Here is a 23,804-nt window from a genome sequence, read left to right on the forward strand (position 1 = left end):
GCGAAAATAACTCAACCCCTGTGGGAGCGAGCTTGCTCGCGATCGCGTTCTGACAGGCGATAAAGATGTCGAATAAAAATCCGCCATCGCGATCAAGCTCGCTCCCACTGGGTTGTGTATTGACTGTGGTTTTCCGGCAAACTGGCGCGATCCCCCGAACAAGGCTTTTGCATGGATCACTACGCCCCGCGCAACTGGCAGCCCCACGAACGGCCCAGCTTGCCCGGTTCCCCCTCGACGCCCTTGCACTCCACGCCCAAGCGGCTGGCCTACGCGCTGGTCGGCCTGCTGGTGGCGTTGACCGGTGGCCTCGGCAACTCGCTGGTGATCGCCAACCTGCCTTACCTGCAAGGTGCGTTGGGCGCGACCACCGCCGAAATGGCTTGGCTGCCGGCCGCCTACGTCATGACCAACGTCTCGATGAACCTGCTGCTGGTCAAATTTCGCCAGCAATTCGGTTTGCGCGCGTTCACCGAAGTGTTTCTGGTGCTCTATGCGCTGGTGACCTTCGGCCACTTGTTCGTCAACGACCTCAATTCGGCGATTGCCGTGCGCGCGGCCCACGGCATGGTCGGCGCGGCGCTGAGTTCGTTGGGGTTGTATTACATGATCCAGGCGTTCCCGGCGAAGTGGCGGATGAAAGCGCTGGTGCTCGGCCTCGGCACGTCGCAACTGGCGTTGCCGCTGGCGCGATTGTTCTCCGAAGACCTGATGCAAATCGCCGAATGGCGCGGGTTGTATTTGTTCGAACTGGGCATGGCGCTGCTGACGCTGGGCTGCGTGTTCCTGCTCAAATTGCCGCCGGGCGACCGCTTCAAAACTTTCGAAAAACTCGACTTCCTGACCTTCGCCATTCTCGCCTCGGGCGTGGCGCTGCTGTGCGCGGTGCTGTCGCTGGGCCGCATCGACTGGTGGCTGGAAGCACCGTGGATCGGCGTGGCGTCGGCGGCATCAATCGTGTTGATCCTCGCCGGCCTGGCCATCGAACATAACCGCAGCAACCCGATGCTGATGACCCGTTGGCTCGGCAGCGGCGTGATGATTCGTCTGGCGCTGGCGGTGATCCTGATTCGCATGGTGTTGTCCGAGCAATCCACCGGCGCTGTCGGTTTCATGCAAATGCTCAACATGAGCAGTCAGCAACTGCACAGCCTGTACGTGGTGATGTTGCTCGGCAGCATTGCCGGCCTCGCCACCAGCGCGCTGACGATTGATCCCAAACACCTGTTCATGCCGCTGATCGTGTCGCTGGCGCTGATGGCGACCGGCTCGGTGATCGACAGTTACTCGAACAACCTGACCCGCCCGGAGAACATGTATTTCAGCCAGTTCCTGTTGGCGTTCGGCGGCACGTTTTTCCTTGGCCCGACCATGGTCCTCGGCACGCGCAACGTGCTGACCAACCCGCGCAATCTGGTGAGTTTTTCGGTGCTGTTCGGCATCTGCCAGAACCTCGGCGGCCTGATCGGCGCGGCGCTGCTCGGCACGTTTCAGATCGTCCGCGAGAAATTTCATTCGAGCAACATTGTCGAACACCTGACCCTGATGGATCCGCGTGTTGCCGCGCGGGTGCAAAGTGGCGGCAACGCGGTCGGCTCGCTGATCGCCGACCCGAGTTTGCGCAATTTGCAGGGCATTCGCAGTCTGGCCACGGCCGCCACCCGCGAAGCGAATGTGCTGGCGTACAACGATGTGTTTATGCTCATTGCGCTGATCGCGGTGCTGACGATGATCTGGATTTCCATTCGCGCGCTGTGGCTGATGAGCACCACCCAAGCGGTCGCGCCCGCCGCGCAAACTGCCACTCCTTCCGTTCAACCCAGCGGTGCCACTTCTTCATGACCGAACCGACTAACACGTCTACCCCGGCGTCCACGCCGACGTCAACCACGACCACCACCAATGCCATCGCCGCCACCCCGGAAGGTGTCGCGCCGCCGTCCTCGCCGGCCACCGAACCGCGTTCGCTGCGGGTGCGGATTATCTCGTCGCTGGGCTTCGCGGCGATTGCGATTATTGGCGTGTTGATCGTGTTGTATGCCTGGCAACTGCCGCCGTTCAGCAGCGCCGTCGAAACCACCGAAAACGCCTTGGTCCGTGGCCAGGTGACGATCATCGGTCCGCAGCTCAGCGGCTACGTCTATGAAGTGCCGGTGACCGACTTCCAGCATGTGAAGGCCGGCGACTTGCTGGTGCGCCTCGATGACCGGATCTACAAGCAGCGTCTCGATCAATCGCTGGCGCAACTGGCGGTGCAGAAAGCCGCGTTGGCCAACGTGGTGCAGCAACGCAACAGTGCCGAAGCGACCATCAAGTTGCGCCAGGCAGCGGTGGCCGACAGTCAGGCGCAGGCGCGCAAAAGTGCCGCCGACCTGCGCCGTAACCAGGAATTGATCAATGACGGTTCGGTGTCCAAACGCGAGCTGGACGTGACCCTGGCCGCCAACGCGCAGACCATCGCCGCCGTCGCGCAAGCGCAAGCCAATCTGGAAATCGCCCGGCAGGATTTGCAAACGGTGATCGTCAATCGCGGTTCGCTGGAAGCGGCGGTGGCCAGCGCCGATGCGGCGGTGCAACTGGCGCGCATCGACCTGTCGAACACCCGCGTACTGGCGCCACGTGACGGCCAGCTCGGGCAGATTGGCGTGCGCCTCGGCGCGTTCGTCAACTCCGGCGCCCAACTGATGGCGCTGGTACCGCAGCAGTTGTGGGTGATCGCCAACATGAAGGAAACGCAGATGGATGAAGTGCGCGTCGGCCAACCGGTGACGTTCACCGTCGATGCGCTCAACCATCGAAAATTCCACGGCAAGGTGCAGCGGATTTCACCGGCGACCGGTTCGGAATTCAGCCTGTTGCAGGCCGACAACGCCACCGGCAACTTCGTCAAAATCGCCCAGCGCGTGCCCGTGCGGATCACCGTGGATGACGGTCAGGAACAAAGCGAACGGCTGCGGCCGGGGATGTCAGTGGTGGTGAGCATCGACACCGCAGCAGCCGGCCACACTGAAACTCCCTGACTCAACCAAATTCCTGTGGGAGCGAGCTTGCTCGCGATTGCAATCTTCCATTCAAGATAAATATTGACTGGCCGGACGCTATCGCGAGCAAGCTCGCTCCTACAAGGTTTACGCGTCAGTGAGCAATCATTGGCGGCAGGGTGCCGAGCAGCGAAACCGCCGCCACCGCGCCGATCCCCAGCAACCACTCCAGCAGCACACTGGCTTTCAGCGTGCCGACCCGCTGTTCGCAATCCTTGATCCGCAGCCGATTGAACAGCGCCAACCCGAGCATCGCCGTGACCAGCACAACCTTGATCAGCAGAATCAAGGCAAACCCGGACCACAGCGGTGTCGGCCAGAATTGCCCGGTGAGCACGCGCACGTTGATCAAACCGGTGATCAGCAACCCTGCCACCAAGCCATAACCGATGCCGCTGAAACGCCGCAAAACCACATCCAGCGCAACCGGCTGGCGCAGAATCAGCACCAGCAGCATCAACCCGCCAAGCCACGTACCGACGCAGACCAGATGGATGATCTGGTTGAGAATCAGCAACTGACCGCCGAGCCCGTCAAGCATCGCGCCGTGCCCGACCGGCGCCAGCGTCGCCAGCAGTAGTCCGCTGATGATCAATCGCAAAGCAACATTGGTGCGCAACGGCGTCCACAGCAATACCATCAGCAGCGCATTGAGCAGCAAGTGCCAACCCCACACTTGGCCGAAAAAGGTCTTGCTCAGCACCAGGCTCAAGGTCGACGGCGCAAACGCCGCGCGCCAGTCGCCGGCCATGCTGGCGGTAATCAGCAGCAACCACGTCACGCCACTGAGCAGCGCCACGGCAGTCAGCCAACGCGTGATGCGCGCCAGCGACCGGTCGAGATTGACGGCGTCTTCGGTCAACAACAGAGGCCTGAATACCCAGGCCCCGAACAGCATCAACACCACGACAAAATGCAGAAAGCGGCACAGCACCAGCGCATCGGTCATCGATTATTGGCCAATCTTGAAGCTGTAGTTGCCAGCGCTTTTGTGCGTATCGACTGACGTTACCTTCCATTCAACTTTGTAAGTGCCTGGTTCCAGCGCGACTTCCGGGGTAACGATCAAGGTCTTCTTGTCGCTGCTTTTGGTCGCGAGGTTTTTCACCGGCACGTCCTCGCCGTCGCGGCTGATTTTGACCGTACTGAAGGTCGTTTCAATGCCTTCGGAAAACACCAGGCGCAATTCGCCCGGGTCGGTAACGGTGCTGTTGGCGGCCGGGATCTGGCTTTTCAGGTGCGCGTGGGCAAACACCGAAGAGGCGGCAAACAGCGAGCCGAGCAGGGCGGCGGCGGTCAGGGCTTTTTTCAAGGATGGGTTCAGGGACATGGTCGGGTACCTTCTTGGCAGAGAAAATGCGCGTCACTTAAACATGAACGCCTTGCACCGGGAAATGTTTACGCCGCAGCTTTTCTCCCGGCAAGTGAAAAAACCGCTGTCGCCGCGACCCAGAGCGGATGCTAGTCTGGGCCACCGCTGTTGTCAGGGAGCCCTCAATGGGCAATCACAAGATCGAAATCCGCCGCAGTAATGTCGAGAAGATCCTTCTCGGCGCCGAAAAGGTCTTCGCCGAAAAAGGCTTCGGCAGCACCGCCATGGCGGACATCGCCGCTGAAGTGCAACTGCCGCGCTCCAATCTGCATTATTACTTCAGCACCAAAGGCGAGCTGTACAGCGCGGTGCTGTTCGACCTGCTGGAAGTGTGGAAACAGGACGCCTTGTGCTTCGAGATGTTCGACGATCCGCGCGTGGTGCTTAGCAGTTATATCCGCGCCAAAATGAACCACTCGCGCAGCCGCCCGCATGGCTCGAAAGTCTGGGCCAACGAGATTATTCACGGCGCGCCGACGCTGGGCGAGGCGCTGGACGCCAGTCTTTATGACTGGGCGAAAATGAAGGAAGCGAAGATTCGCCAATGGGTCGAGGACAAACGCATCCTGCCGGTCGAGCCCTCGGCGCTGCTTTATATGATCTGGGCTTCGACCCAGCATTACGCTGACTTCGATCATCAGGTGAACATCCTTAATGATCATCAGGCGTTGTCGGACATGCAGTTCGAGCGGGCGGTGCAGACCGTGACCAGCGTGATATTGCGCGGGATTGGGTTGGAACCCTGAGAAGCACCCCTCACCCCAGCCCTCTCCCCATAGGGGAGAGGGGGAAAGGGGGCCGATCTCCATGCGCTCAGAATCTGCGTTCGACTCAAATGTCCCCGGTTGCAAACTACCTAAAAATCACCTCGGCCAGTCTCTCTATCAATTGGGGAAAGGGTGCCGATCTCCATGCGCTCAGAATCTGCGTTCGACTCAAACGTCCGCGGTTGCAAACTACCTAAAAATCACCTCGGTCAGCCCCTCTCGATCTTCATGCGCTCAAAATCTGAGTGCGACCCAAATATCCCCGGTCGCAAACTATCTCAAAACAACCTCGGTCAGTCCCCTCTACCCCCTGGGGAGAGGGTTAGGGTGAGGGGTAGATTCCGGATCAACCCCCCACTCTAGAGAGCGACATGATAGGGATTACGCGGATCATGATTCCAATCCAGAAACGGCTTGCCGGTGTCCATCGGCACCATCTCAATGCAATCCTCGACCGGGCAGGTGATCTGGCACAAATTGCAGCCCACACACTCCTCATCGATCACTTCATATTTGTGCGTGCCGTCCACCTGTTTCAGGCTGGCCACCGCTTGGTGCGAGGTGTCTTCGCAAGCGATGTGGCAGCGCCCGCAGCCGATGCACGCGTCCTGATCAATCTTGGCGATCACCTGATAGTTGATGTCGAGGTACTTCCAGTCGGTGGTATTGCCCACCGCGCGCCCGGAAAACTCGGCGATGTTGGCGTAGCCCTGACTGTCCATCCAGCGTGACAAACCGTCCTTCATCTCATCGACAATGCGAAAACCATGCAGCATCGCCGCCGTGCACACCTGCACCGCGCCGCTGCCCAGCGCCATGAATTCCGCCGCGTCACGCCAACTGCCAATGCCGCCGATGCCGCAGATCGGCAAGCCCAGCGTCTGCGGGTCACGCGCGATTTCGGCAACCATGTTCAGCGCAATCGGCTTCACCGCCGAGCCGCAGTAACCGCCGTGGGTGCTTTGATGGCCGACGGTGGGCATCGCGACCATTTGCTCCAGATTGACGCTGGTGATCGAGTTGATCGTGTTGATCAGCGACACCGCATCGGCGCCGCCACGGTGGGCCGCACGCGCCGCGACACGGATGTCGGTGATGTTCGGCGTCAACTTGACGATCACCGGCAGCGAGCAATAGGTCTTGCACCAACGGGTCACCTGCTCGACGTATTCCGGCACCTGGCCGACCGCCGCGCCCATGCCGCGTTCGGGCATGCCGTGCGGGCAACCGAAGTTCAGCTCGATGCCGTCGGCACCCGTCGCTTCGACCAGCGGCAGAATGAATTTCCATGATTCTTCGACGCACGGCACCATCAGCGAAACAATCAGCGCGCGGTCCGGCCAGTCCTTTTTCACCTGGGTGATTTCCCGCAGGTTGATCTCCAGCGAACGGTCGGTGATCAGCTCGATGTTGTTGATGCCCATGACTTCGCGGTTGGCACCGTAATGCGCCGAGTACCGCGACGAGACATTGACCGCTGCCGGGTCTTCGCCGAGGGTTTTCCAGACCACGCCGCCCCAGCCAGCCTCGAAGGCGCGGACCACGTTGTAGGCTTTGTCGGTGGGTGGCGCGGAGGCCAGCCAAAATGGATTGGGGGCTTTGATACCGGCGAAGACAATCGAGAGATCGGCCATTTACGCAGCCTCCACGTTGAGCATGAGTTGGGCATTGATGGCTTCGGCAGCCCGTTTGCCATGCTGCACGGCTTGCACCGTCAGGTCCTGATCGAGGTTGGTGCAGTCGCCACCGGCGTACACGCCGGGAATGCTCGTGCGCAGGTTTGCATCGACCTCGATGCGCTCGCCCTGGCGTTTGAGATCGCGCGCCAACGGGTCGGCGAGGGCGCTGCCATCGAAGGCCTGGCCGATGGCTTTGAAGATTGCATCGGCGGCCAGTTCGAAGGTTTGTCCGGTGGTCTGCAGGCGTCCTTCGATCATGCAGGTCCGGGCGAAACGCATGCCGCGCACGTGGCCCTGCTCGTCGAGCAACACCGTTTCCGGTTGCGCCCAGGTCAACAGGCGCACCTGATTGGCTTTGGCGATGTCTTGTTCGTGACCGGTCGCGCCCATGTCCTCGACGCCACGCCGATACACCAGATTGACGTCGCGGGCACCGAGGCGAGCCATTTGCACGGCCATGTCGATCGCGGTGTTGCCGGCGCCGAGGACGATGCAACGGTCGGCCAGCGGCAGTTGCGTCAGGTCATCGGCCTGGCGCAGTTCGCGGATGTAATCGGTGGCGGCGACCAGTCCCGGCGCGTCTTCGTGGTCGAGACCGAGCTGTTTGCTGGCGGCCAGACCGAGGCCGAGGAACACCGCGTCGTACTGCTGGTGCAACTCGCTGAGGGTCAGGTTGGCGCCGAGTTTCTGCCCGTGGCGGATTTCGATGCCACCGATTTGCAGGAGGAAATCCAGTTCCTTTTGCGCGTAATCGTCGACCAGTTTGTACTTGGCGATCCCGTATTCATTGAGGCCGCCAGCCTTTTCCTGGGCTTCGAATATCACCACGTCATGCCCGTGCATCGCACTGCGATGCGCGCAGGACAAACCCGCCGGCCCGGCACCGACCACGGCGATGCGTTTGCCGGTGGCGGCGGCGCGCTGGAACGGGTGTTCGCTGAAGTGCGCGTTGTCCACGGCGTAGCGTTGCAGCAGGCCGATCAATACCGGCGCGCACTCGTGATCGTTGTTGCGCACACAGGCTTGCTGACAGAGGATTTCGGTCGGGCAAACCCGCGCGCAACTGCCGCCGAGAATGTTCGCCGAGAGGATTTTGTGCGCGGCGCCCTGGACGTTTTCCTGATGGATATTGCGGATGAACGACGGAATATCGATCTCGCTCGGACACGCATTCACACACGGCGCGTCGTAGCAATACAGGCAGCGCGAAGCTTCCAGATGCGCCTGACGGGCGTTGAGCGGCGGCGCCAGATCGGTGAAATGGCCGGCGAGGGCGGCCGCATTCTCGTATGGGTGCGGGAGATGGTTCAGGGTCTTGATCACGGTTTAAGGCCTCATGTTTTTTTGAGGTGCCTGCCTCTGGTGGGCAGTGGAATTTTGTGCAGTCAGGGCCGGCCCCTTCGCGGGCCAGCCTCGCTCCTACAGGGGGGAATGCATTTCAAACTGTAGGAGCGAGGCTTGCCCGCGAAGGCCGCAGGCCTGGATCTCAGCGTTTCACCGCTGTCGGCTTATTCAGCTCAGCGCGCTTGCTGAGCAAATCAAACACCGCCGGGTACGCCGGCCGTTCGACATAGCGCCCGGCGCCACGCTCGGCGCGCAGGTCGCCATCGGCCCAGACCACGCGGCCCTGACTGACGGTGTGGCTCGGCACACCGCGCACGGTTTTGCCTTCGAAGATGTTGAAGTCGACTTGCTGGTGATGGGTTTTTGCCGAAATGGTGCGCGTGCCCTCGGGGTCCCACAGCACCAGATCGGCATCGGCGCCGACGCGGATCGCGCCTTTGCGCGGGTAGAGGTTGAAGATTTTCGCGGTGTTGGTGGAGGTCAGCGCGACGAAATCCTGCATCGACAAACGCCCGGTGTTCACCCCTTCATCCCACAGCAGCGCCATGCGGTCTTCGATGCCGGCGGTGCCATTGGGGATCTTGCTGAAATCATCGCGACCCGCCGCTTTCTGCTCGGCGCAAAAGCAGCAATGGTCGGTGGCGGTGGTGTGCAGGTTGCCCGATTGCAAGCCGTGCCAAAGCGCTTCCTGGTGGCCGCGCGGACGGAACGGCGGGCTCATCACGTAACCGGCGGCGGTCTGCCAGTCCGGGTGTTGGTAGACGCTGTCGTCGAGCAGCAAATGCCCGGCAAGCACTTCGCCGTAAACCTGCTGACCCTTGCTGCGCGCATAGGTGATTTCGTCGAGGGCTTCTTTGGTCGAGACGTGCACCAGGTACAACGGCGTGCCGATGGTTTCGGCAATGCGGATCGCCCGGCTCGCCGCTTCACCTTCAACTTGCGACGGACGCGACAGCGGGTGCGCTTCCGGGCCGGTGATGCCTTGCGCCATCAATTTGCGTTGCAGGTGATAGACCAATTCGCCGTTTTCCGCGTGCACGGTCGGCACCGCGCCGAGTTCCAGGCAGCGTTCGAAACTCGCTACCAGCGTGTCATCGGCGGCCATGATCGCGTTTTTGTACGCCATGAAATGCTTGAAGCTGTTGATGCCGTGATGGCTGACCAGTTCGGCCATTTCCTCGCGCACCTGCTCGCTCCACCAGGTAATCGCGACGTGGAATCCGTAGTCGGAAGCGGACTTCTCGGCCCAGCCGCGCCACTGGTGAAACGCCTCCATCAGCGACTGCTGCGGATTGGGAATCACGAAGTCGATGATCGACGTTGTTCCGCCGGCCAGACCGGCCGCCGTGCCACTGAAAAAATCTTCGCTGGCGACGGTGCCCATGAAGGGCAATTGCATGTGCGTGTGTGGGTCGATGCCGCCCGGCATCAGGTATTGGCCACTGCCGTCGAGCACTTCAGCGCCCGCCGGAACATCAAGGTTGTCGCCAATGGCTTTAATCACGCCATCAGCGCAATAGACGTCGGCGCGGTAACTTTCATCATGGGTAATAACGGTGGCGCCACGGATCAACAGAGACATTCCGAGTTCCTCGCAGGCATGACCGACTTATGCCGGTTCTAAATGTTTTGTATGAAGCCAGTGCAAACAGGTGTATTCCTGTCATCGCTGTCAGGAATAGAAACTAGTCGTAGTTTTTGGAATGAGCAAGAATAATTTTTATAAGCTTATGCCTGTTTTAAGCCATTGAAATATAAGCAATAAATACATAAATCACCAAAATGGTGAGGCTGTTCACCATTTTGACGCACTTGACAGGAACGCAAAATAGACGAGATTTCCTATGTGAAATCAGCCGCTTGAGGAAGGTCTATGGTTGAGGCGCAACGTTGAAAAAAACATTGATGCACCAGATTGAGTCCTGACTGTTTCGACAACTTGCTGCACATTCGGCCTGAGTGGCGTTGCAAGTAACCGAAGACTCGTTAGTTGAATAAATAAAACTGAATGACTTCAGTTGTTTAGCAGGATTTTATGGCATTGGCCAATGCATCAGCGGGGACCCCGGCACGTTTATTGATGCCGCCGCTGACACCTTGGCCGGTCCGTAAAAGTTGTCAGTTCCTCCGGCCATCGTCGGTTGGCGCGAGCAAGCGCCGGCCCCTGATGAGCAAAAAATAATTCAAAGAAAGTGGAGCGGCCATGCAACAGATCAGATCGCAAGTGACCGAGCGCGACGGCTTGTTCGAGCTCGAAGCCGGCACCGACGTCCTCGACAGTCCTCGTTACAACCACGACATGGCACCGACCAAGGTGCACGAACGAACCTGGAACAAATGGCACATCACCGCACTGTGGATCGGCATGTCGATTTGCGTGCCGACCTACACCCTCGGCGGCGTGCTCACTGCGTATTTCGGCTTAAGCGTCGGCGAGGCGCTGCTGGCGATCCTGTTTGCCAACCTCATCGTGCTGATCCCGCTGACCCTCAATGCCTTCGCCGGCACCAAGTACGGCATCCCGTTTCCGGTGTTGCTGCGCTCCTCGTTCGGCATACTCGGCTCCAACGTGCCGTGCCTGATTCGCGCATTGGTGGCGTGTGGCTGGTTCGGCATTCAGACGATGTTCGGTGGCCTGGCGATTCACCTGTTTCTCGGCTCGATTTTCGACGGCTGGAAGTCGCTCGGCGGCACCGGCGAGGTGATCGGTTTCATGGTTTTCTGGGCGCTGAACCTTTGGGTGGTGCTGCGCGGGGCCGAGTCGATCAAATGGCTGGAAACACTCTCCGCGCCGTTGCTGGTGGCGGTCGGCATCGGTCTGCTGGTGTGGGCAATGCCCAACGTGTCGATGACCGAGCTGTTGGCAATTCCGCCGAAGCGCCCTGAAGGTGCGAGCGTGGTCAGTTATTTCGCCGCCGGGTTGACGGCGATGGTCGGGTTCTGGGCCACGTTGTCGCTGAACATCCCGGACTTCAGCCGTTACGCGAAAAGTCAGAAAGACCAGATTCTCGGGCAGATTTTCGGCTTGCCGCTGACCATGTTCCTGTTCGCCGCGCTTGGCGTGGTGATGACTGCCGCGTCGGTGAAACTGGTCGGCGTGACCGTGTCGGATCCGGTCAGCCTGATCGGGCATATCCAGAGCCCGGTGTGGGTGGCGGTGGCGATGGCGTTGATCATCATTGCGACGCTGTCGACCAACACGGCAGCGAACATTGTCTCGCCGACCAATGACTTTCAAAACATCGCGCCCAAAGTGATCAACCGCACCAAAGCGGTGTTGCTGACGGGGCTGGTCGGGTTGCTGCTGATGGGCCACGAGTTGCTGAAAAAACTTGGCTGGATCGTTTCCGAGGTCAGCCTGGAGACGGTTTATTCGAACTGGCTGCTCGGCTATTCCAGCCTGCTCGGGCCCATCGCCGGGATCATGGTGGTGGACTATTTCCTGATCAAGAAACAGCAACTGGATCTGGCCGGACTGTACCGCGATGACGTGTATCCAGCGTGGAACTGGTTCGGTTTTATCGCTTTCGGCGTGCCGGTGGTGCTGACCTTGCTGTCGCTCGGTAGCGATGCGTTCAGTTGGTTCTACAGCTACGGCTGGTTTACCGGCTCGGCGCTGGGCGGGGTGATTTATTACGGGTTGTGCTCGATGCGGACCAGCCCGTCTGTGGCGAAATCATCGGTGTGATTGCTGGCCTCTTCGCGGGCAAGCCACGCTCCTACAGGTTCGTGCAGTCCCTTGTGGGAGCGAGGCTTGCCCGCGAAGGCGGCCTCGAACACACCAAAGAACTACCTGAAGAAACTCATAAAAACAGCCTGAGGAGATCACCATGAACGCAGCCGTAGACGTTCTGCAATCCACCCATCAGCACATCAACCGCGACCGCTTGTGGCAGTCGCTTATGGAATTGGCCAAGCTCGGCGCCACGGTCAAGGGCGGTGTTTGTCGTTTGGCCCTGACCGATCTCGACCGCCAGGCCCGGGACATTTTCGTCAATTGGTGCGAGGAGGCCGGCTGCACCGTGACGGTCGATGGCATCGGCAATATCTTCGCCCGCCGTCCCGGTCGCAATCCTGACCTGCCACCGGTCATGACCGGCAGCCACATCGACACCCAACCCACCGGCGGCAAGTTCGACGGTTGCTTCGGTGTGCTCGCCGGGGTCGAGGTGTTGCGCACGCTCAATGACCTCGGCATCGAAACCGAAGCGCCGCTGGAAGTGGTGGTCTGGACCAACGAAGAAGGCTCACGTTTCCCGCCGTGCATGATGGGCTCCGGAGTGTTCGCGGAAAAATTCACCCTCGAAGAAACCCTGGCCAAAGTCGACGTCGATGGCGTCACGGTCGGCGACGCGCTGAACGCCATCGGTTACGCCGGGCCGCGCAAGGTCAGCGGCCACGCGGTCGGTGCCTATTTCGAAGCGCACATCGAACAAGGCCCGATCCTCGAAGACGAGCACAAAACCATCGGCGTGGTGATGGGCGCGCTCGGGCAAAAATGGTTCGACCTGAAACTGCGCGGCGTCGAAGCCCATGCCGGGCCGACGCCGATGCACTTGCGCAAGGATGCCCTGGTCGGCGCGGCGATTATCGTCGGTGCGGTCAACCGCGCCGCCCTCGGCCATCAACCGCACGCCTGCGGCACGGTCGGTTGTCTGCAAGCCTACCCCGGCTCGCGCAACGTGATTCCCGGCGAAGTGCGCATGACCCTCGACTTCCGGCATCTTGAACCGGCGCGCCTCGACTCGATGATCGCCGAAGTGCGCGAAGTCATCGAAACCACCTGCGAGGCCCACGGCCTGACCTTCGAACTGACCCCGACCGCCGACTTCCCGCCGCTGTACTTCGACAAGGGTTGCGTCAATGCGGTCCGCGACGCCGCCCACGGTTTGGGCCTGTCGCACATGGACATCGTCAGCGGCGCCGGGCACGACGCGATTTTCCTCGCTGAACTCGGCCCGGCCGGGATGATCTTCGTGCCGTGCGAGGGCGGCATCAGCCACAACGAAATCGAAAACGCCGCACCGGATGACCTCGCGGCCGGGTGCGCGGTGTTGTTGCGGGCAATGCTGGCGTCGTCGGCGGCGATCGCCAGCGGACAATTGGCGACGTAAGACGCGCAATTCGTGACCTGCGATGCCCGCGCCGTCAGCGGACGACCCCTGGAGATTCACGGGGAGCAAATCCATCGGAATTGCCGCAGGTCAAGTTAAATCCGGCGAGCCTTTAATTATCGCGTGCATAGGCATTCTTCAAGCTGTCGCATGAGCCTTGGAGTACTTGGAGTAACCGTGAGTATTGGGTGTTCAGGTAACACTCAACGAACGGTCCGAGAACTTCATTGAGTGCGTGTGTTAATTTCTTTGAATCGAGGAGTCGAAGCTTTTCGGTTGTCGACAGCGCCACATCTCGTTTACTTCTGAATACGCTTTCTATAATGTTGCCATCGTTGTCTCTGGACAACATAGCGTAGTCTGAAGAATAGTCAGGGGATTCCATCTCAGCACTGATATCGTCATCTTCCGAGTGGTCCAGCAGATGTTCAGGTGTCAACAGTTCATATTGGTCAATGATTCCGTCAATTTCCTCGAACAGCGAGTGTGCTTGTGCGATTTCTTCAAGTCGGTCTGGTGCATCAAGAATATGATCATGGATATGGTGAAACTCACTTTTCCTCGCAAAGTAATCGTCATCGACTTGCATCGCTAATGATTCTGCTGTGGATAATAATTCATGCGCTTGCTGATTGAAAAAAATCGAAAAAGGATCTTGGCCATACAATATCTCAAGTAGCGTCTCCACATCTCTAGTCGAGCGCTGCTGGTACATGTTTTTCAATATTCTGAAGAGGTCGAGATTGTCTTTTACCTGTACTGTGAATCGGCTATTGCTCAACAGCGCTGGGGAGTTTGTTATAAAGTGTTGTATGTTTTCCGCCAATTTAATGTTGGCCTTGCTACGGTCCAACGCATGACCTTCACGAAGGTCGGCGATTAACTGGTTGATTTTCGTGTTGTGTTTGTCTTTGTAGTCCACCCGACTCAATGGCTCAAGCTTCAAAAAAAAAGCAGGGTCGGATAGTAGTTCTACCATTAACATCTTGGCGCATTCTTGATGCTCATCGACGCATTCCACTAATGCCTCATTAAGGCGATAGTGGGCGGTCTTATAGTTCAGGTTGGCGGTATAGGACTGCGATGTATAAGAAAGATTCTGCGAGCCGAGTATTGTCATGTCGTCATGGCTGAGCATCTTCACGTGACAAGCCGAATGAATGTAGATGTCGCAATTTTTTGTAATTTTTTTCATGACAGATCGCAGGCTGTCAGCGAGTTTGTCGGAGTCGATATCTGAAATACCGATGATCACCTTGGCACTGTCAGATTTATCGATGAAGAATTTGCTGAGAAAATTAAAGGTTCCGATAAGCCCGCTGGACTTGCAGTAGGTCACGATATGGGTGTTCTTAAGTTGCTGGTATTGCTTTGATTTTTTGAAGGCATCGTTGGAAAAATGTCTGTAATAGACTGTGCTTTGTACGTGCGCGAGTTGTTTCATAAAAATCCTTTTTCGATGTCAGCAGTTTAATCGTGATGAACGGTGGATTATGCATCGAATGAAATGAATCGTCTGCGTCTATAAACCGTTCAGGATAAGGTTGGCATGATGTACCTGACTGGCGAGCCTTTAAAACGCTTCAAGGTTTTGGTCGCTTCGCACTATCGCAAACCCGCGCGGTCGTAATCTTCACAGGGCGGCGCCGCAGAGCGCCGCCGCCATTTTGTGGAGAGCCAATGAGCCAGGACGTCCTGACCACCGAAACCAATCGTCGTCAGTTGCAGCAGATCATCGCCGGTTTGTCCGACGGGGTGATTTTGCTGGAGGCCGACAAGACCATTCTCTGGGCCAACGACGCCGCGCTGGCCATGCATGGGGTCAGCCGGGTCAACCAGCTCGGGGCGAATGCCAAGGAATACGCCAAGCGCTTCAACTTGCGCTATCGCAACAATCATCCAGTGCCGACCGAAAGCTACCCGATCAACCGAATCGCCGGTGGCGAGGTTTTCAGCGATGTGTTGGTGGAAGTAACGCCGAGCGACGATGAAGAAAGCCTGTGGGTGCACAACGTGCGCAGCCTGCAATTGACCGACAGCGCCGGGCAGGTCGAGTCGCTGGTGCTGATCATGAGCGATGTCACCGAGTGGGCCAGCGCCGAGCAGCGTTTCGAGAAGACGTTCAATGCCAACCCGGCGCCGGCGGTGATTTGTCGCCTGAGTGATTTGCGCTACATCAAGGTCAATCAGGGTTTCCTCGAGATGACCGGCTACACCCGCGATCAGGTAATCGGCGTTTCCACGTATGAACTGGACATCCTCGACGGCGCCGAAAAACGCGATTTGGCCATCGAACGCCTGCGCCAGCACACAACGATTCCGCAGATGCAGGCCGAGCTGAAGTTGCCCGAACGCGGCAATAAACAAGTGATCGTCGCCGGGCAGCCGCTGGAGATTAATGAAGAAGCCTGCATGCTGTTTTCCTTCGTCGACATGGAACCGCGGCACAAGGTCGAACTGGCCTTGCGTCAGAGCGAGGAGCGTTTTGCCAAGGCGTTTCGCCTGACGCCGGTGCCGACGCTGGTGTGCGGCGCCGAGAACGAATTGGTGATCGACGTCAACGAAGCGTTCCTTGAAACCCTCGGGTATCCGAGCGAAGAAGTGCTTGGTAAAACCGTCGAGGAAATCGATTTTATCGATGACTCCGGCACCCGCACGCGCCTGTTCGCTGCGCTGGAAAAGGCCGGCAAGCTGGATCGCGTCGACGTGCGCATTCGCAAGAAGGGCGGCGAGCTGATCGAGTGCAACGTCTCGGCCGACACCGTGAACATTCAGGACAGCCCGTGTTATCTGCTGGTGTTGATGGACATCACCGAACGCAAACGCACCGAAGTCGAGTTGGTGGCGGCAATCGAAGAAGTGATGAAAGACGCTTCGTGGTTCAGCCGCACGTTGATCGAGAAACTCGCCAATGTGAAGAGCGTCAACTCGCCGAAATTGCCCAGCGTGTCGTTCACCGACCTGACCGCACGCGAGCGCGATGTGCTCGGCTTGATCTGCGAAGGCCTGGCCGACAAGGAAATCGCCGCACGCCTGAAACTGGCGCTGAACACCGTGCGCAACCACGTTTCGACGGTGTATTCCAAACTTGATGTGCACAGCCGCAGTGAGGCGATTGTCTGGGCGCGCGAGCGTGGGTTGTTCGCCAGCGAGTGGCGACCGAAGGCGCAGCGTTAGGGTGCAAATGCACTAGATGCAAGGGGTCAAATGCGGGTTCTGGCCGGGTGGCGCAGTTCGTAATCTGGGAAGGTGCGGTAGAGCCTGCGGCGGGATGTCGCATCGCTGCGAAAGCGCATTTTCGAAACAGACAGAGGAACAGCCACATGGATCAGCAACCGTTCAATGGTGTGTTCGATTTTGCAGTGTCGGTCAGGTAACCCGGAATGATTTATCTAACGCAGTTGCGTGCTCAACTGGAACGTAGTTTTGCGCCGCTGGCTTGTGATTGTGCGCTCACTGGGGACAACTCCTTGACGGTCAAGCTCTATCACCCGGCGTCGGGTCAGGTGGATCTGGTGGTCAGCGGGTTGAGCGTGGCAAATTTGCGCACGCCGGAAGCGGTGGTCGCGTTGATTGAAGAGCTGCGCTATGAGCTCGAAAGCAATAGTTTGCATCGCTCTGAAAAAATGTAAGCACTAAAAATGACCAACCTGTAGGAGCAAAGCTTGCTCGCGATAGCGGTGTATCAGGCGACTGGGATATCAACTGACAGGGCCTCTTCGCGAGCAAGCTCTGCTCCTACAGGGATGGGAAAATTCTGATCTTCTGGCATTGCCCGGCGGCTGGGCTATAAGAAATGCGTGGTATTTATTTTCCGTGTCGCGGAAAAACCCCCGATCAGCCACCGCAGGTCAGCCTATGAAGAGTCTTGGGAAACGGTCGTTCACGCCGCTGTCGCTCGTATTCTGCGCAATCATTTTGAGTGGTTGCGCCAGTCCTCCGCCGCCGCCCCCCGCAGCACCACCGCCACCTCCTGAACGCACCTGCGAAACCCAGGACAAAACCGACGTGCTCGGCGATGTGCGCGCCGACGGCCAAGTGACGCGAGTCACCACAACAACCCGGTGCGTGACCCAGTAACACCTGGGCTTTGGTGGCGAGGGGGCTTGCCCCCTCGCCACAGGACCAAAGGTGCTTCGCGAGGAAAGTAAAAAGGCAGCCATGGTCGGCTGCCTTTTTTCGTGTTACCGGCGCCGCGTCAGGACAGAAACCCGCCATCCACGTTCAGCGAAACACCGGTCGTGTAGCTGGACGCATCGCTCGCCAGGTACAACACCGCGCCGGCCATCTCGCTCGGATCCGCCACGCGTTTCAGCGGAATCTGCTGCAGCGCAGTCTTCAGGATCGCGTCGTTTTTCACCAGCGCCGAGGCGAATTTGGTGTCGGTCAGGCCCGGCAGCAGGGCGTTGCAGCGGATGCCGAACTGCGCGCATTCCTTGGCAAACACTTTGGTCATGTTGATCACTGCAGCTTTGGTCACCGAGTAAATGCCTTGGAAAACTCCCGGTGAAATGCCGTTGATCGAGGCCACGTTGATGATGCTGCCGCCACCGTTGTCGCGCATCAGCTTGCCGGCTTCGACCGACATGAAGAAGTAGCCGCGAATGTTCACGTCGACAGTCTTCTGGAACGCCCCGAGGTCGGTGTCCAGCACGTTGCAGAACTGCGGGTTGGTCGCCGCGTTGTTGACCAGAATATCCAGGCGTCCAAATTGTTCGCGGATGGTCGCGAAGACTTGGCTGATCTGTTCCATCTCGCCGATGTGGCAAGCGATTGCAGTGGCTTTGCCGCCAGCGGCGATGATCGCGTCGGCGACGTGTTGGCAGCCGTCGATTTTGCGGCTCGAAACGATGACGTGCGCGCCTTGCTGGGCCAGCAGTTTGGCGATGGCTTCACCGATGCCACGGCTGGCGCCGGAGACGAAAGCGATCTTGCCGTCGAGGTCGAACAACTGAGTCTTGGACATGGGATTTCCTTGTTATAGGCCGGATATTTTCAGGCGCCAGTCTTGCCGGTCACCGCAGCGTCCGGTTCGCCGGCAAGCTTGGCGCCTGCGGATCGTCTTGCTATCAAAGGCTGGATTTCTGGATGACCTGCAAACTCATCTGCTCCAGCAGTTTGTTCATGTGAATGAACTGTGCGAAGCGTTTGTCCTGGGTCTGGCCATGGAAGAAGCGGTAGTAGATCTGCTGGACAATCCCGGCGAGACGGAACAGGCCGTAGGTGTAATAGAAGTCGAAATTGTCGATCTGGTTGCCAGCACGCGCGGCGTAATAGTCGACGAACTCGCGGCGAGTCAGCATGCCCGGTGCGTGGCTCGGCTGGCGACGCATCAGTTGCACTGGCGCCGGGTCGCCGGCCTCGATCCAGTAGGCGAGGGTGTTACCCAAATCCATCAGCGGATCGCCGAGCGTGGTCAGTTCCCAATCGAGCACGCCAATGATTTGCATCGGGTTGTGCGGGTCGAGGATCACGTTGTCGAAGCGATAGTCGTTATGGACGATGCTGGAGGTCGGGTGGTCGGCCGGCATTTTATCGTTGAGCCAGGCTTTCACCGCTTCCCACTGCGGCGCGTCGGGAGTCAGGGCTTTCTCGTAGCGCTCGCTCCAACCCTTGATCTGGCGGGCGACGTAGCCTTCGGGTTTACCCAGATCGGCGAGGCCGCACGCGGTGTAATCGACCTGGTGCAGCTCGACGAACTTGTCGATAAAGCTCTTGCACAGCGCCTCGGTTTTCGCCGAATCGAGATTCAGTTCCGGCGGCAGTTCCGAGCGCAGGATGATGCCGTTGACCCGTTCCATCACATAGAACTCGGCGCCGATCACCGATTCGTCGGTGCAGTGCACGTAGGCCTTGGGGCAGTACGGGAAGCCGTCCTTGAGCTGATTGAGAATGCGGAACTCGCGGCCCATGTCGTGGGCGGACTTGGCTTTGTGGCCGAACGGCGGGCGACGCAGGACAAATTCCTGTTGCGGGTATTCAAGCAAGTAGGTGAGGTTCGACGCGCCGCCAGGAAACTGGCTGATCTGCGGGGTGCCGCTCAGGCCCGGAATATGCGCCTTGAGGTAGGGATCGATCAGGCTGGCATCGAGTTCTTCGCCGGAGCGGATACGGGTGGACTGGTCAGTAAGCGCCATGCTTATCCCTTCTGCTTATTTTGGAGGCCAGACATCATTGGCTAATCTAATGCTGAGACGGGCGTGCCACAAGCTCGGCCCGGTCTTATAGGTTAGCGTGTTGCCGGATAATCAGCGTTCCTGATGCGCGGGGATGGTGGGTTTGGCGCGGACCTATCTGAGTGACACAGGCCCCCTGTAGGAGTGAGCCTGCTCGCGATGGCGTAATGTCAGTCACCATTGATTTCAACTAAACGGACGCTATCGCGAGCAGGCTCACTCCTACAGGGGATCTTTGTTGAGGCAGGTCTAGCCCATGCGGCTGACCAAGGTGGTCGGCAGCGTAATCGGCGTCAGCACCGGTTCACCCGCGAAGAACGCCACGAGGTTTTTCCCCACCAGCTCCACCGTGCCCTGCGTCGCTTCCGGCGACAGCCCGGCCACGTGCGGGGTCAGGATCACGTTGGCCAGCGTCTTCAGCGCGTCGGGCACTTGCGGTTCGTGGTCATAGACGTCGAGCGCGGCGCCACCGATTCGCCGCTGTTCCAGCGCGCTGATCAAATCCGCCGTGGCCACCACACTGGCCCGCGCGATGTTCACCAGGAAGCCGTCGGGCCCCAGCGCCTCCAGCACTTGGCGGTTGATTAGATGTTGCGTGGCCAGCCCGCCGGGCGTGGCGACGATCAAAAAGTCCGAGGCCCGCGCCAGTTCGGTCGGCGTCGAGCAGTAGCTGTACGGCACGTGGCTGCGGTGCTGACGGTTGTGGTAACTGACGCTCATGTCGAAGCCATTTGCCGCACGCTGAGCGATGGCCATGCCCACCGCGCCCAGACCGAGAATGCCCAGGCGTTTGCCGGCCAGCGACGGGCGCATGATTTTCGGCCATTCGCCACGGCGCACAGCGGCGTCGGCCCGGGGAATGTCGCGTACCAACGCGAGCAATAACGCCATCGCGTGATCTGCTACTGAAGAGGCGTTGACCCCGGCGCCGTTAGTCACAGTGATGCCGCGGTCGCTGGCCGCTTGCAGGTCGACATGCTCGTAACCGGCACCGATCACGCAGATGATTTTGAGGGCGGGCAGGGCGTCGATTTCGTCGGCGTACAAACCCAGCGGACCGCGCGTCAGCACCGCGTCGATGCGCGCGCCATAGTTGGCAATGGCTTGGGCGCGCTCGGCGGGCGTCGGCGCCAGAATCAGGTGAAAGCCCTGACGTTCGAGAATCGGCAGGTAGTCATTAATCGTTTCAACCAATACCAGAACGGTTGCAGTCATGCTGGGCTCCTGTGGGCGCCGAGGTCGGGAACTCGAAAGTCCTTTCAGATTGCTGATTCCAGGGCGGTTTGGCAATCACCAAAGAGGATAGGCCATGCCCTTGCAGATCGCCGGAACGCGCACGCTTTGCCCTATGCAACCGGTGGGAGCATAGCTTGCTCGCGATGACAGTCCTGAGGACGCCATCGCGAGCAAGCTGTGCCGCTACGAACAGGTGAGGGGATTAACGCTGTTGCGGTGCATCTTCCTGGGTGAGAAACGTGCGCGCAGCTTCGAGGATTTCATCGGACAGCGCGTCGCCGCGCGTGGCGCGGGCGAGGGTCAGGGCGCCGACCATCAGCGAGTAATCGACCAGCGCCTGGCGCCGATTCTGCTCGGCGTCACCGGCGTCGATCAGCGAACCGTAGGTTTGCAGCAATCGGTTGAGGCCGTCGAGGAAGGTCTGACGCAAATCGCTGTCCGCCGCTTCGTGACACATGTCGCCGGCGAAAGCGACCACCGGGCAGCTGTCGCCGGGGTTGTCGCGGCTGGCGGCGGACAGGTAGGGCTCGATCAGCGAGCGGCGCGCCTGGTTCTTGTCGTCGTGCTCGGCGATCCGCGTTTTCCAGCGTTCGGCAGATTGCTCGAACGCCCGACCACCGGCCTCGCGCGCCAAGGCTTCCTTGGACTCGAAGTGGCCATAAAAGCCGCCGTGGGTCAGGCCGGCGGCGGCCATCACGTCAACGACGCTGATGCCGTGCAAGCCACGCTCGCGGAACAGCCGCGTGGCGGCCTCGACAATGATTTCGCGGTTGAGGTCGGCTTGCTTGCGGGAAACTCGGGGCATTAGCGGCTCACTGGCAGAGAGGATCGAAAGTCAAAAGGGTGGCGTTCAAAGTGCGTATTGGGCGATGCCGTTGCCGAACGACCAGTTCTCTTTTTTGACTTCCACCAGATTGATGAAAACGTCTTCGAGGCGCACAGCCATCTGCGCGTGCAGGCTGTCGGCAATGGTCTTGTACAGCAGTTTTTTCTGCTCGACGGTGCGTCCTTCGCTCAGCGTGATCTGAATCACCACCAGATTGTCGCTGCGGCTGATGCCCAAATAACCCGGATCGAAGATGAAATGCTGTTCATCGTGTTCGTTGAGAATCTGGAAATTATCGTTTTCGGGCACACCGATGCTGCTGTGCATCGCCGCATAGATGAGCTTGCCAACGTTTTTGGCGAAGGTCGGATCGGGGTTCTTTTTGATGTCGACGCGAACGAGTGGCATAGGGTGACTCCGGGCAGAGGTCGGTGGGTTAAAAATACATGACGATGAACCTTTATCAAGCATCGGATGAGTCCGCCAGACGAAATACACGCTCCCCAACACTGAATAACCCTGTAGGAGTGAGCCTGCTCGCGATGGTGTCCTCACATTTGAAATCACTTTCGACTGACCCACGGTCATCGCGAGCAAGCTCGCTCCCACTGGGGCTTGTGGCGCTGCCGGGATCTGATCCGCACAACCGCTCCTCAGCTAAGTCTTTGCTTCTGCTCGTTAATCCCGGACAATCGCGCCCCTGTTTCGACCAGGGCGCTGCCTGTCGGGTTTTTCCGACTCGTCCTGGTCGGGTAGCAACTGACCGGAATGCGGAGATCCCACCGGATGAATGATCAGGCCAATAGCGTCGACGAACGCTATGTAGCAGCGAAACCAGCGACGCTCGAAAGCTGGAATCGCCATGACACCACTTGGATGCTGGGCCTGTTTGGCACGGCGATCGGGGCGGGCACCTTGTTTTTGCCGATCAACGCGGGCCTGGGCGGCTTCTGGCCGTTGCTGGTGCTGGCAGTTCTGGCGTTCCCGATGACGTTCTACGCGCACCGTGGCCTGACCCGATTTGTGCTGTCCGGCCGTGAAGGCGCCGACATCACCGAAGTGGTTGAAGAGCATTTCGGCATCAAGGCTGGCGCGCTGATCACCTTGCTGTACTTCTTCGCGATCTTCCCGATCCTGCTGATCTACAGCGTGGCGCTGACCAACACTGTCGGCAGTTTCCTCGAACACCAACTGCACATCGCGCCGCCGCCGCGAGTGGTGCTGTCGTTTGTACTGATCCTCGGTTTGCTTGCGGTGGTGCGCTGCGGTGAGCAGGTAATCGTCAAAGCCATGAGCCTGATGGTTTATCCGTTTATCGTCGCGCTGCTGTTTTTGGCCGTGTTCCTGATTCCGCACTGGAACGGCGGCATCCTCAGCACCGCTTCGACCCTGCCCGAGCCATCGGCGCTGCTGCACACGTTGTGGCTGGCGATACCGGTGATGGTGTTTTCGTTCAACCACTCGCCGATCATCTCGGCATTCGCCGTGGACCAGAAGCGTCGCTACGGTGAACACGCCGAAGAGCGCAGCTCGCAGATCCTCTCGCGCGCGCATGCGTTGATGGTGGTGATGGTGCTGTTCTTTGTGTTCAGTTGCGTGCTGACACTGTCGCCGGCGCAGTTGGCTGAGGCGAAGGCGCAGAATTTGTCGATCCTGTCGTACCTGGCTAACCATTTCAGCAATCCGACCATCGAGTTTGCGGCGCCGTTGATTGCGTTTGTGGCGATTTCGAAGTCATTCCTCGGCCATTACATTGGCGCCAGCGAAGGTCTGAAGGGGCTGATCGTCAAGAGCGGCAAGCGTCCGTCGCCCAAGGCGCTGGACCGCATGACGGCTGCGTTCATGTTGGTGGTCTGCTGGATTGTTGCGACGTGGAACCCGAGCATTCTGCGGATGATCGAGACGCTGGGCGGGCCGATTATTGCGGCGATTCTGTTTTTGATGCCGATGTATGCGATTCGCAAGGTGCCGGCGATGGCGCGCTATCGTGGGCAAGCGTCAAATGTGTTTGTGACGGCTGTAGGACTGGTGGCGATTTCGGCGTTGATTTATTCGCTGAGTGTTTGATTGCTGCGATTTGGTTTTATGAAGTGATGACGGCTGACCCGATGTGGGTTGGCCGTTTTTTTTGCCTTGGGTTTTTGTGTGATCCATCCCCGTCATCACCCAAATAACGGATATACCCCAACCAAAAAAAACCAAAAAAAACGCCGCGCATCTCTCGACACGCGGCGTCTTTCAACTCAAAG

The 23,804-nt window shown here is 59.0% G+C and carries 19 protein-coding genes; 8 read left to right on the forward strand and 11 right to left on the reverse strand.

Annotated features, from left to right (window positions below):
* Positions 1–171: 171 nt before the first annotated feature.
* Both FBY12_RS02330 and FBY12_RS02335 read left to right on the forward strand, forming a co-directional pair.
* On the forward strand, positions 172–1,842 hold the full coding sequence (locus FBY12_RS02330) for an MFS transporter (protein ID WP_145250754.1): 1,671 nt from the start codon (positions 172–174) through the stop codon (positions 1,840–1,842).
* The gene (locus FBY12_RS02335; protein ID WP_145250757.1) at positions 1,839–3,020 is read left to right on the forward strand and encodes an HlyD family secretion protein; all 1,182 of its coding nucleotides are present in this window, start codon (positions 1,839–1,841) and stop codon (positions 3,018–3,020) included. Before FBY12_RS02330 ends, FBY12_RS02335 begins: the two co-directional genes overlap by 4 nt.
* Positions 3,021–3,135: 115 nt before the next feature.
* Here FBY12_RS02335 and copD read toward each other — a convergent pair whose 3' ends face one another.
* Positions 3,136–3,990 (reverse strand): copper homeostasis membrane protein CopD, encoded by an 855-nt coding sequence (gene copD / locus FBY12_RS02340; protein ID WP_145250760.1) that lies wholly within the window; start codon positions 3,988–3,990, stop codon positions 3,136–3,138.
* Between the two features lie 3 nt (positions 3,991–3,993).
* Positions 3,994–4,371 (reverse strand): copper homeostasis periplasmic binding protein CopC, encoded by a 378-nt coding sequence (copC, locus tag FBY12_RS02345; protein WP_145250763.1) that lies wholly within the window; start codon positions 4,369–4,371, stop codon positions 3,994–3,996.
* Positions 4,372–4,538: 167 nt separating this feature from the next.
* Between copC and FBY12_RS02350 the strand changes: the two genes are divergently transcribed.
* Positions 4,539–5,159 carry a TetR/AcrR family transcriptional regulator gene (locus FBY12_RS02350; protein WP_092269646.1) on the forward strand — a complete coding sequence of 207 codons (621 nt, stop codon included), beginning with the start codon at positions 4,539–4,541 and terminating at the stop codon, positions 5,157–5,159.
* Positions 5,160–5,539: 380 nt separating this feature from the next.
* Here the strand turns inward: FBY12_RS02350 and preA are convergent, their stop codons facing one another.
* The 3 genes from preA to hydA form a co-directional block, all read right to left on the reverse strand.
* Positions 5,540–6,814: an NAD-dependent dihydropyrimidine dehydrogenase subunit PreA gene (gene preA / locus FBY12_RS02355; RefSeq protein WP_109520165.1), complete on the reverse strand. Its 1,275-nt coding sequence runs from the start codon at positions 6,812–6,814 to the stop codon at positions 5,540–5,542.
* The gene (locus FBY12_RS02360) at positions 6,815–8,182 is read right to left on the reverse strand and encodes an NAD(P)-dependent oxidoreductase (protein WP_145250766.1); all 1,368 of its coding nucleotides are present in this window, start codon (positions 8,180–8,182) and stop codon (positions 6,815–6,817) included.
* Positions 8,183–8,345: 163 nt separating this feature from the next.
* The gene (gene hydA, locus FBY12_RS02365) at positions 8,346–9,785 is read right to left on the reverse strand and encodes a dihydropyrimidinase (protein WP_145250769.1); all 1,440 of its coding nucleotides are present in this window, start codon (positions 9,783–9,785) and stop codon (positions 8,346–8,348) included.
* 621 nt (positions 9,786–10,406) lie between these two features.
* Here hydA and FBY12_RS02370 point away from each other — a divergent pair.
* Together FBY12_RS02370 and FBY12_RS02375 are read left to right on the forward strand one after the other, a co-directional pair.
* Positions 10,407–11,891 (forward strand): NCS1 family nucleobase:cation symporter-1, encoded by a 1,485-nt coding sequence (locus FBY12_RS02370; protein WP_121733878.1) that lies wholly within the window; start codon positions 10,407–10,409, stop codon positions 11,889–11,891.
* Positions 11,892–12,033: 142 nt separating this feature from the next.
* Positions 12,034–13,317, forward strand: a complete 1,284-nt coding sequence (locus FBY12_RS02375; RefSeq protein ID WP_145250772.1) for a Zn-dependent hydrolase — start codon at positions 12,034–12,036, stop codon at positions 13,315–13,317.
* Between the two features lie 112 nt (positions 13,318–13,429).
* On the opposite strand, the gene FBY12_RS02380 is transcribed toward FBY12_RS02375, so the two are convergent.
* Positions 13,430–14,761, reverse strand: coding sequence for a hypothetical protein (locus FBY12_RS02380; protein WP_145250774.1), 1,332 nt, complete (start codon positions 14,759–14,761; stop codon positions 13,430–13,432).
* A 236-nt stretch (positions 14,762–14,997) separates the two neighbouring features.
* Here FBY12_RS02380 and FBY12_RS02385 point away from each other — a divergent pair, with 236 nt between their 5' ends.
* Together FBY12_RS02385 and FBY12_RS02390 are read left to right on the forward strand one after the other, a co-directional pair.
* Positions 14,998–16,494: a helix-turn-helix transcriptional regulator gene (locus tag FBY12_RS02385; RefSeq protein WP_121733876.1), complete on the forward strand. Its 1,497-nt coding sequence runs from the start codon at positions 14,998–15,000 to the stop codon at positions 16,492–16,494.
* A 206-nt stretch (positions 16,495–16,700) separates the two neighbouring features.
* Entirely contained in the window at positions 16,701–16,949 is a 249-nt protein-coding gene (locus tag FBY12_RS02390) for a DUF1652 domain-containing protein (RefSeq protein WP_109520159.1), read from the forward strand.
* 566 nt (positions 16,950–17,515) lie between these two features.
* Here the strand turns inward: FBY12_RS02390 and FBY12_RS02395 are convergent.
* The 5 genes from FBY12_RS02395 to FBY12_RS02415 form a co-directional block, all read right to left on the reverse strand.
* A complete protein-coding gene (locus tag FBY12_RS02395; protein WP_092269623.1) occupies positions 17,516–18,283 on the reverse strand; it encodes an SDR family oxidoreductase in 768 nt (255 codons plus the stop codon).
* Positions 18,284–18,386: 103 nt separating this feature from the next.
* Positions 18,387–19,454 carry a phosphotransferase family protein gene (locus FBY12_RS02400; RefSeq protein WP_145250777.1) on the reverse strand — a complete coding sequence of 356 codons (1,068 nt, stop codon included), beginning with the start codon at positions 19,452–19,454 and terminating at the stop codon, positions 18,387–18,389.
* A 288-nt stretch (positions 19,455–19,742) separates the two neighbouring features.
* Positions 19,743–20,708: a 2-hydroxyacid dehydrogenase gene (locus FBY12_RS02405; RefSeq protein ID WP_145250780.1), complete on the reverse strand. Its 966-nt coding sequence runs from the start codon at positions 20,706–20,708 to the stop codon at positions 19,743–19,745.
* A 223-nt stretch (positions 20,709–20,931) separates the two neighbouring features.
* On the reverse strand, positions 20,932–21,534 hold the full coding sequence (locus FBY12_RS02410) for a TetR/AcrR family transcriptional regulator (RefSeq protein WP_145250783.1): 603 nt from the start codon (positions 21,532–21,534) through the stop codon (positions 20,932–20,934).
* Positions 21,535–21,579: 45 nt separating this feature from the next.
* Entirely contained in the window at positions 21,580–21,963 is a 384-nt protein-coding gene (locus FBY12_RS02415) for a tautomerase family protein (protein WP_145250786.1), read from the reverse strand.
* 378 nt (positions 21,964–22,341) lie between these two features.
* On the opposite strand from FBY12_RS02415, the gene FBY12_RS02420 reads away from it, so the two are divergent.
* Positions 22,342–23,622: an HAAAP family serine/threonine permease gene (locus FBY12_RS02420; protein WP_121733872.1), complete on the forward strand. Its 1,281-nt coding sequence runs from the start codon at positions 22,342–22,344 to the stop codon at positions 23,620–23,622.
* Positions 23,623–23,804: the final 182 nt, after the last annotated feature.

The sequence above is a fragment of the Pseudomonas sp. SJZ131 genome, assembly GCF_007828705.1.
GTDB classification, from domain to species: Bacteria; Pseudomonadota; Gammaproteobacteria; order Pseudomonadales; family Pseudomonadaceae; genus Aquipseudomonas; species Aquipseudomonas prosekii.